General features: G+C 70.1%; 7 protein-coding genes. 3 read left to right on the top strand and 4 right to left on the bottom strand.

Annotated features, from left to right (window positions below):
- Positions 1-103 precede the first annotated feature (103 nt).
- Entirely contained in the window at positions 104-562 is a 459-nt protein-coding gene (locus IE269_RS41050; protein WP_189828458.1) for an ABA4-like family protein, read from the bottom strand.
- Positions 559-1,470, bottom strand: a complete 912-nt coding sequence (locus IE269_RS41055; protein WP_189828469.1) for a hypothetical protein — start codon at positions 1,468-1,470, stop codon at positions 559-561. The genes IE269_RS41050 and IE269_RS41055 overlap by 4 nt, the downstream gene beginning before the upstream one ends.
- Positions 1,471-1,639: 169 nt before the next feature.
- Between IE269_RS41055 and IE269_RS41060 the strand changes: the two genes are divergently transcribed.
- Entirely contained in the window at positions 1,640-2,278 is a 639-nt protein-coding gene (locus IE269_RS41060) for a MerR family transcriptional regulator (RefSeq protein WP_189828459.1), read from the top strand.
- 474 nt (positions 2,279-2,752) lie between these two features.
- Here IE269_RS41060 and IE269_RS41065 read toward each other — a convergent pair whose 3' ends face one another.
- Both IE269_RS41065 and IE269_RS41070 read right to left on the bottom strand, forming a co-directional pair.
- Positions 2,753-3,598, bottom strand: a complete 846-nt coding sequence (locus IE269_RS41065; protein WP_189828460.1) for a siderophore-interacting protein — start codon at positions 3,596-3,598, stop codon at positions 2,753-2,755.
- A gap of 53 nt (positions 3,599-3,651) precedes the next feature.
- Positions 3,652-4,557 carry a 5'-3' exonuclease gene (locus IE269_RS41070; protein ID WP_189828470.1) on the bottom strand — a complete coding sequence of 302 codons (906 nt, stop codon included), beginning with the start codon at positions 4,555-4,557 and terminating at the stop codon, positions 3,652-3,654.
- Positions 4,558-4,883: 326 nt separating this feature from the next.
- Between IE269_RS41070 and IE269_RS41075 the strand changes: the two genes are divergently transcribed.
- Together IE269_RS41075 and IE269_RS41080 are read left to right on the top strand one after the other, a co-directional pair.
- On the top strand, positions 4,884-6,041 hold the full coding sequence (locus IE269_RS41075; RefSeq protein ID WP_189828461.1) for a quaternary amine ABC transporter ATP-binding protein: 1,158 nt from the start codon (positions 4,884-4,886) through the stop codon (positions 6,039-6,041).
- Positions 6,042-6,084: 43 nt separating this feature from the next.
- A complete protein-coding gene (locus tag IE269_RS41080; RefSeq protein ID WP_438817615.1) occupies positions 6,085-8,664 on the top strand; it encodes an ABC transporter permease/substrate binding protein in 2,580 nt (859 codons plus the stop codon).
- The last annotated feature ends 57 nt before the right edge of the window (positions 8,665-8,721 follow it).

Below are 8,721 nucleotides of genomic sequence, written 5' to 3' on the forward strand. Positions count from 1 at the left end.
GGCGGTCGGCTCCCCACGGTCCCACCGGACATTCGGAGACGGGGGATCTGCGGATTGGTGTCGACGCCCGGATGTTTTTTCCGTCTGCCCCGCCGGAGCGGCCCTAGGCGGTGGTAAGGACCGGATCCGGCCGCTCCTTGGCCGTGCGGGCCGCGTGCACCGCCCGGACGGCGAGGAGGACGAGCACCCCCAGCGGTGACAGCAGGACCGTGAAGACCAGCAACGGCCCCGTCACCAGCGGGTGCAGCCCCATCCGCCGGGCTTCCAGGAACATCCACTGCCCGATCAGCAGGTCCCAGGCGATGACCTGCGCCCAGATCGCCCCGGCGCCGTTCGCCAGGACCATCAGCTCCCGGAATCCGTCGAGGCTGGGGCTGCTGACCGTCGCCCACAGCTCGGGGAAGACCGGGATCGCCATGCCCAGGTACACGGCGAGGACCGGCAGCACGGTGTACGGCGACCTCGCGATCCGCACGGTCCACGCCCAGCGCGGTGCGAGGACCATCAGCAGCCAGAAGGGGGCGGCCAGGCAGAAGCTCAGGTCGAAGAGGAAGCCGGTCATGCCGCCAGCTCCTTGTCGTACTGTCCGGGCTGCTGCTGCCGTACGGTCCGGGCGCGCAGGGCGAGCACCACGCCCACGGCCGTCGCGGCCACCAGCACATCGGCGGCGACGAGCGTCACGCCGTCCGGGCGGACGAGGGCCTGCCCGCGCAGGGCCTGCCAGGTGACCAGGCCCAGGAGTGCGGCGTACGAGGCGGCGGCGACGGCGGTCAGCCGCAGCCGGACCACCGGGTCGGCGAGGCGGGCGACGTGCGGGGCCAGGGCGAGCAGCAACAGGGCCAGCAGCGGCAGGAGTTGCAGCGAGTGCATGCCGACGAAGTGCGGTATGCGCAGGTCGCCGCCGGTGGTGGCCCAGCCGGTCACCGGCATGGCGGGACCGCCGTCGGCGACGCCCACCCCGTGTGCGCCGACGGTGTCGGTGATCCCGGCCTTGAGCTGGGCGGCGGTGGGCTGCGTCATCAGGAAGCCGAGCCCGGTGCCGGCGAGGGCGAGCACGGCGCCGGCCTTCACGGCGAGCGAGGTCGCACGCTCCAGGATCCTGGCGCGCAGCAGGAGTACGGCTATCACCAGGCTCCCCAGCCAGAGCACCACCACGGTGAGGCCCATCGCGGCGAACACCGAGGCGTCCAGGGAGGTTTCGATGTTGAAGTGGCTGCGCCTGCCCCGCGCGGCCTGGCCCGCTATGAGAACCATCTCGCCGACGCTGGCCGCGGCCACGACGTTCCCGGCCCACTTGCCGACCGTGGCCGCCCGGCCCTTCGGCAGCAGCGACAGCATCCAGGCGAGCGAGAGCCCGTACGCGGCGAACGACACGGAGAACTTGAACGGCTTGAACCAGACCGGCGATCCGACGACCGTCCGGTCGTCGACCACCAGCCCGATGCCGGTTAATACGGTGGAGGCGATCATCAGGAGCGAGAAGACCACCAGAGGACGGTGCCAGGTACGCCAGACGGCAGGCATGGGAAACCCCCAACAAGGAATGGATAGTGGCACTAACCACTATCGGATAGCTAAACTATCCATGTCTGGGCGGGAGTTGGCAAGGACCTTCCTCGGAGCGAAAGGTGAACAGGCAGTGCGCATAGGCGAGTTGAGCCGCAGGACCGGGGTTTCGGTCCCCACGATCAAGTTCTACGTACGTGAAGGGCTGCTCCCGGCGGGGGAGTTGACCAGCCCCAACCAGGCGTCGTACGGGGACGGGCACGAGCGGCGACTGCGCCTGATCCGCGCGATGCTGGGCGTGGGGGGCCTGTCGCTGGCCCGGATCGGGGAGATCCTCGCGGTGGTGGACGACACGTCGCAGCCGGTGTTCAAGCTGATGGGCGAGGTCGCCGGGACGGTGGCTGCGCCGAGCCTGGTCGGCAGCGGCGAACCCTCGGACGCGGCCCGCGAGTCGGTGGCCGCCCTGGGCGAACGCCGGGGCTGGCACGTGCCGCCCGGCCACCCCGACGGCGACGCCCTCGCCCGCACGCTGACGGAGGCGGAACGCCTGGGCCACGAGGACTTCGCGGTGGCGCTCGACGCGTATGCGGAGGCGGCGGAGAAGGTGGCGGAGGCGGACCTGTCGTACGTCCGGGGGCTGGGGGCGCGGGACGACGTGCTGGAGGGGGTGGTGGTCGGGATGATGCTGGGCGACGCGATGTTCGGCTCGCTGCGGAGGATCGCGCAGGCGGAGGAGACGGGCCGCATTTATGGCAGGGGGGAGGGGGCTTAGGGGCACGGGCCCGTGCCCCTGTGCGGCTCCGCCGCGCGGGGCGCCCCTTCAGGGGCGCGGGGAACTGCGCGGCCAGCCACGACGCGCTTGCACGGGAACCGGTCCCCTCTTGCCCCGCGGGTTTAGGTGAAGGGGCGGGGCTGGGGACCTCTTGGCCCGGCGGGCCGGTGCTTCACGTGCCCGGCCCGGGGAGGCGCCCCGAGGGCCCTGGGGCTGCGCGCACCCGGCGTGCAAGGTGCGGGCAGGGGCGGTACCGGGGCGGGACCGGAGCGAGAGGGGCCGCCCCCTTGCCCGCCCGTCCCGCCCCCGGGGGGCGGCCCCGCCGCCCAAGGGGGCTGGGGAAGAGAGGGGGGAGGGGGCGGCCCCGCCGCCCGAGGGGGCGAGGGGGCGCCCTCAAGGGGGCTAGGGGAGAGGGGAGGGGAGGGGGCCGGTCCCAGGCCCAGGGTCCGGCCCCCTCCCGCGCAGCGTGACCGCTCAGGCCGAAGCCGGCTCCGTCTCCCGCTCCACCTGCTCGTTCCACTCCCTCTTCACCGCACGCCACGCGTCGTCGTCCTGACCGAGGCGCCAGTAGCCCGAGATGGAGAGCCGCTCACGGGGGATCTCCCGCTCGACCCGCAGCAGCCGCCGCAGCTCCTTCACGAAGCCCGCCTCGCCGTGCACGAACGCGTGCACGTCACCGGCGGGGAAGTCCAAGTCGCGCACAGCGGCGACCAGTTGCTCGCCGACCGGCGCGGAGCCCCGGTGCAGCCAGGTCACCTCGACGCCCGCCGGGGACTCGATCTTCTGCTCCTCGGCCGCGTCCGGGACCTCCACGAAGGCGTGCACGACCGCACCCTCCGGCATCCGCTCCAGCGCGGCGGCGATGGCGGGCAGGGCGCTCTCGTCGCCGACGAGGAGGTGCCAGTCGGCGGCGGCGTCCGGGGCGTACCCGCCACCCGGCCCCAGGAAGCGGACCGTCTCGCCGACCTGGGCGCGGGCCGCCCACGGACCGGCCAGGCCCTCGTCGCCGTGCACCACGAAGTCGATCGCCAGCTCGCACGCCTCGGCGTCCCAGCTGCGGATCGTGTAGGTGCGGTTCGCCGGCCACTGCTCGGCCGGGAACTCCTCGCGGATGCGGGCCATGTCGAAGGGCTCCGGGTAAGTCACCCCGGGCGCCGGGAAGAGCACCTTGACGTAGTGGTCGGTGAACTCGTCGGCGGCCAGGCCCGCGAGGGCCTCGCCGCCCAGGACGACGCGCACCATGTGCGGGGTGATCCGCTCGGTGCGCACCACCTCGGCCTCGTGGGCGCGCGGTGCCTTGCGGGCCGGTCGTTCTGCCACGGTGCTCTCCCCAAACTGTGACTCAGGTACTTAGGTATACCTAAGCTAACAGCTCACCCTTCGAGCACCGAGAGCAGGCGCTGCAAAGATCCGCCCAAGCCCCACTTCCCGGCCAGCGCCTCCAGCGCCGCCGGATCGCGCGGCGCGTGCGGCAGCGCGGCGTCGAAGTCGGGCACGGGGACGTCGTCCGCGACCCGCACGACCTTGGGCGCGACCGCGATGTACGGCCGGGCCTCGTCCAGCTTCTTGCGCTGCGAGGGGGTGAGCTTGGCGGCGGGGTCGTCGACGGCGGCCATGATCCCGGCCAGGTTGCCGTACGCGTCGAGGAGCTTGGCGGCGGTCTTCTCGCCGATGCCGGGCACGCCCGGCAGGCCGTCGCTCGGGTCGCCGCGCAGCAGCGCCAGGTCCACGTAGCCGGGGCCGTCCACCCCGTACCGCTCGCGGAGCCACGCCTCGTCGGTGACCTGGAGCGTGCCCACTCCCTTGATCGGGTAGAGGATGCGGCGCTCGAGGGCGTCGTCGACGAGCTGGAAGAGGTCGCGGTCGCCGGTGACGACGTCGACCGGGCCCGTCGCGCGGGCGGTCAGGGTGCCGATCACGTCGTCCGCCTCGTACCCGTCGGCGCCGATCCGGGCGATGCCGAGCGCGGCCAGCACCTCCTCGATCACCGGGACCTGCGGCGAGAGCGTGTCCGGGGTCTCCTCGGCGTCCGGGGCGCCCTCGATCTCCTCGGCGACGCGGTGCGCCTTGTAGGAGGGGATGAGGTCGACGCGCCACTGGGGGCGCCAGTCGTTGTCCCAGCAGGCCACCAGGTCGTCCGGGCGGTGGTCCTGCACCAGGCGGGCGATGAAGTCGAGCAGGCCGCGCACCGCGTTGACGGGGGTGCCGTCGGGGGCGCGGACCGAGTCCGGGACCCCGAAGTAGGCCCGGTAGTAGAGGGAGGCGGTGTCGAGGAGCATCAGGCGTCGGGTCACCTTCCCGATGATGCCGTACGGCACTGACACCGGCCGGGCGAACGGAGGGGGCCGTCCCGTGCCCGGCGGAAAAGAGGACAAAACCGGGCCGAACGTCACCTTCGAAGTGAACTGGATCACCTTTCGTTTGTCTCGTGTCACCCCGGGAAGCAGCGCAGTCGGAGCGGACCTCGTCCGAAGTTCAACTTCTTGATGCCGAGTGCATCTAGGGAGTGGGGCTTCCGGACGGGTGAAGCGGGCCGAATCCGCGCCGCTCCACGACCCGTCCACGGGGGTGCCGGGTCGTCTTCGGTTCAACGCGTGAGGTGTATGTGTCCAGGCTTCAGGCCGAAAACCTGTACAAGGTGTTCGGCAGACGACCCAGCGAGGCGGTCCGCAAGCTCGAAGGCGGTGCGGACCGCGAGGAACTGCGCGCCGACGGGACGACCGCCGCGGTGATCGACGCCTCGTTCAGCGTCGAGCCCGGCCAGATCTTCGTCGTGATGGGCCTCTCCGGCTCCGGCAAGTCCACGCTGCTGCGCATGCTCAACGGACTGCTGGAACCGACCTCCGGCCGCGTCCTGTTCGACGGCCAGGACGTCACCGCCCTGTCCGACAAGGAACTGCGCGACGTGCGCGCCAAGAAGATCTCCATGGTCTTCCAGCACTTCGCGCTCTTCCCGCACCGCAGCGTGCTGGAGAACGCCGCCTACGGCCTCGAAGTGCAGGGCGTCCCGCGCGCCGAGCGCGAGAAGCGCGCCCTCGAAGCCCTGGAGATGGCGGGCCTCAAGGGCTGGGAGAAGTCCTGGCCCGACGAGCTGTCCGGCGGCATGCAGCAGCGCGTGGGCCTGGCCCGGGCGCTCGCCACCGACGCCGACCTGCTCCTGATGGACGAGTCCTTCTCGGCGCTCGACCCGCTGATCCGCCGCGACATGCAGGACCAGCTGCTCACGCTCCAGAAGACCCTGAAGAAGACCATCGTCTTCATCACCCACGACCTCAACGAGGCCATGCGCCTCGGCGACAACATCGCCGTGATGCGGGACGGCCGTATCGTCCAGCTCGGCACCGCCGAGGACATCCTCGTCACTCCCGCCAACGAGTACGTCGCCTCCTTCACCCAGGACGTCGACCGCTCCCGCGTGCTGACGGCCGGCGCCATCATGGCCGAGCCGCACACCGCGATCGGCACCCGGGACGACGCGGGCAAGGAACTGCGCACCCCCCAGGACGTGCTGGCCGCGGCCCCGGCGAAGGTCGGCGCGGACACCCCGATCATCGAGCTGTTCACGCCGTGCTCGACGAGCGGTGTGCCCGTCGCCGTGACCGACGCGAAGGGCTCCCTGATCGGCGTCGTCCCGCGCTCCCGGCTGCTGGCCGTGCTCGGCGAGCCGATGGAACCGGCCCAGCCCCTGCCCGTACAGGACGAAAAGCCCGCAGTGGCCGACGAGGACGCCGAGAACGTGAAGAAGGTGTCCGCAGGTGCCTAGGCTCCCCCTCGGCCAGTGGGTCGACTCCGCCGTCGACTGGCTCATGGCCAACGTCAACTGGCTCTTCGACTTCATCTCCACCGTCATCGGCGGCATGCAGGAGGGCATCTACGCCGTCCTCGGCGCCCCGAACGCGCTGCTCATGGCCGGCATCCTCGCCGTGATCGCGTTCTGGCTGCGCGGCCTGACCGCCGGCGTGGCCTCCTTCGTCGGCTTCGCGCTGATCGACTCCATCGAGCTGTGGGACGACGCCATGTCGACCCTCTCGCTCGTGCTCGTCGCGACGATCATCACGATGATCATCTCGATCCCGCTGGGCATCTGGGCGGCGCGCTCCGACAAGGTCAGCGCCGTGGTCCGGCCCGTCATGGACTTCATGCAGACCATGCCCGCCATGGTCTACCTGATCCCCGGCGTCCTCTTCTTCGGCGTCGGCCCGGTCCCCGGCATCATCGCCACGATCATCTTCTCGCTGCCCCCGGGCGTACGCATGACCGAGCTGGGCATCCGGCAGGTCGACGGTGAACTCGTCGAGGCGGCGCAGGCGTTCGGCACCAAGCCGGGCAACATCCTCAAGCGCATCCAGCTGCCGCTGGCCCTGCCCACCATCATGGCGGGCATCAACCAGAAGATCATGCTCTGCCTGTCCATGGTCGTCATCGCGGGCATGGTCGGCGCCGGCGGTCTCGGTGGCGCGGTCTACCGCGCGATCGGCAACGTCGACATCGGCCTCGGCTTCGAGGCGGGCATCTCCATCGTCATCCTGGCGATGTACCTGGACCGCATGACCAGCGCGCTCGGCACCGCCGTCTCCCCGCTGGGCCGCCGCGCCCTGGCCAAGGCCCGCGCCATGATGACCGGCAGCGCCAAGATCTGGTCGTACCGTCCGCAGCCCGTCGTGGCCGTCGCCGGCATCGTCGTCCTCGCGCTCGTCGCGGGCAGCATGAGCCTGTTCGGCGGCAAGAAGGCCGACACGGCCTCCGACCCGTCGCAGATCGGCAAGGGCAAGAAGATCTCCATGGGCTACATCCCGTGGGACGAGGGCATCGCCTCCACCTTCCTCTGGAAGGAGATCCTGGAGCAGCGCGGCTTCACCGTCGACGCCAAGCAGTACGAGGCGGGCGCGCTCTACACCGGTCAGTCCACGGGTCAGATCGACCTCAACACCGACGCCTGGCTGCCCACCACGCACGCCACGTACTGGGCCAAGTACAAGGACAAGCTGGAGGACATGGGCGCCTGGTACAGCCCGACCTCCCTGGAGCTGACCGTCCCGGCGTACATGAAGGACATCAACACCCTCGACGACCTCAAGGGCAAGGCCGACCAGTTCGGCGGCAAGATCGTCGGCATCGAGCCGAGCGCCGGCGAGATGGGCCTGCTGAAGAGCAAGGTCATGCCGGCGTACGGCATCGACAAGGAGTACAAGCTCGTCGAGGGCTCGACTCCCGGCATGCTGGCCGAGCTGAAGCGCGCCTACGCCAAGCAGGAGCCGATCGTCGTCCCGCTGTGGTCGCCGCACTGGGCGTACAACGACTTCGAGCTGAAGAAGCTCAAGGACACCAAGGGTGCCTGGGGCAAGGGCGACGGCGTCCACACGCTGGCCTCGAAGGACTTCTCGAAGAAGAACCCCGAGGTCGCCAAGTGGATCAAGGACTTCAAGCTGGACGAGAAGCAGCTCACCAGCCTGGAGGCGCAGATCCAGAAGTCCGGCAAGGGCAAGGAGCAGGACGCTGTCCGCACCTGGCTCAAGGACAACCCGGGCCTGGTCGACAAGCTCGCCCCGGTCGCCAAGGCCGCCAAGAACGCCGACGGCAAGGACGAGCGCGAGCGTGCCGTCGAGATGGGCTGGTTCCCCTGGGAAGAGGACATCGCCGCCACGCACCTGTGGAAGAACGTCCTGGAGGAGCGCGGCTACAAGATCAACCTCAAGCAGTTCGAGGTCGGTCCGATGTACGCGGCCCTCGCCGGCGGTGACGTCGACGTCCAGCTCGACGGCTGGCTGCCGTACACGCAGAAGAACTACTGGGACAAGTACAAGGACAAGCTGACCGACGTCGGCTCCTGGTACGGACCCACCTCCATCGAGGTCGCCGTCCCGTCCTACGTCAAGGACGTGAAGTCCCTGGAGGACCTCAAGGGCAAGGGCGACACGTTCAAGGGCCGGATCGTCGGCATCGAGGCGGGCACCGCCACGATGAAGAACCTCAAGGAGAACGTCCTTCCCGGCTACGGCCTGGACAAGGAGTACGAGGTCGTCGACAGCTCCACGCCGGGCATGCTGGCCGAGCTGAAGCGCGCGTATGCCAAGAAGGAGCCGGTCGCGGTCCTGCTGTGGACGCCCCACTGGGCGTACAACGCCTACGACATGACCAAGCTCAAGGACTCCAAGAAGCTCTTCGGCGAGGGCGACCGCCTGCACATCATCGGCAACAAGGACTTCGGCAAGAACTACCCGCAGCTGACCAAGTGGTTCAAGGACTTCAAGCTCAGCGAGAAGCAGCTCGCCAGCCTGGAGGACGAGATCCAGCAGCGCGGCACGGGGCACGAGGACGAGGCCGTCAAGGCCTGGATGAAGGACAACCCGGGCATCGCGGAGAAGATGGCCCCGACCTCGGGCTGATCCTCCAGCGGTACGACGACGCCGGGCCCCGCCGTTCACTTCGAACGGCGGGGCCCG

The sequence above is a fragment of the Streptomyces spiroverticillatus genome (assembly GCA_014650415.1).
Taxonomy (GTDB): Bacteria; Actinomycetota; Actinomycetes; order Streptomycetales; family Streptomycetaceae; genus Streptomyces; species Streptomyces spiroverticillatus.

What these genes read in the sequence shown, in the direction of transcription:
- IE269_RS41050 (WP_189828458.1), bottom strand. Translation starts at nt 562, where the DNA reads ATGACCGGCTTCCTCTTCGACCTGAGCTTCTGCCTGGCCGCCCCCTTC.
- IE269_RS41055 (WP_189828469.1), bottom strand. Translation starts at nt 1,470, where the DNA reads ATGATCGCCTCCACCGTATTAACCGGCATCGGGCTGGTGGTCGACGAC.
- IE269_RS41070 (WP_189828470.1), bottom strand. Translation starts at nt 4,557, where the DNA reads ATGCTCCTCGACACCGCCTCCCTCTACTACCGGGCCTACTTCGGGGTC.
- IE269_RS41080 (WP_438817615.1), top strand. Translation starts at nt 6,085, where the DNA reads ATGGCCAACGTCAACTGGCTCTTCGACTTCATCTCCACCGTCATCGGC.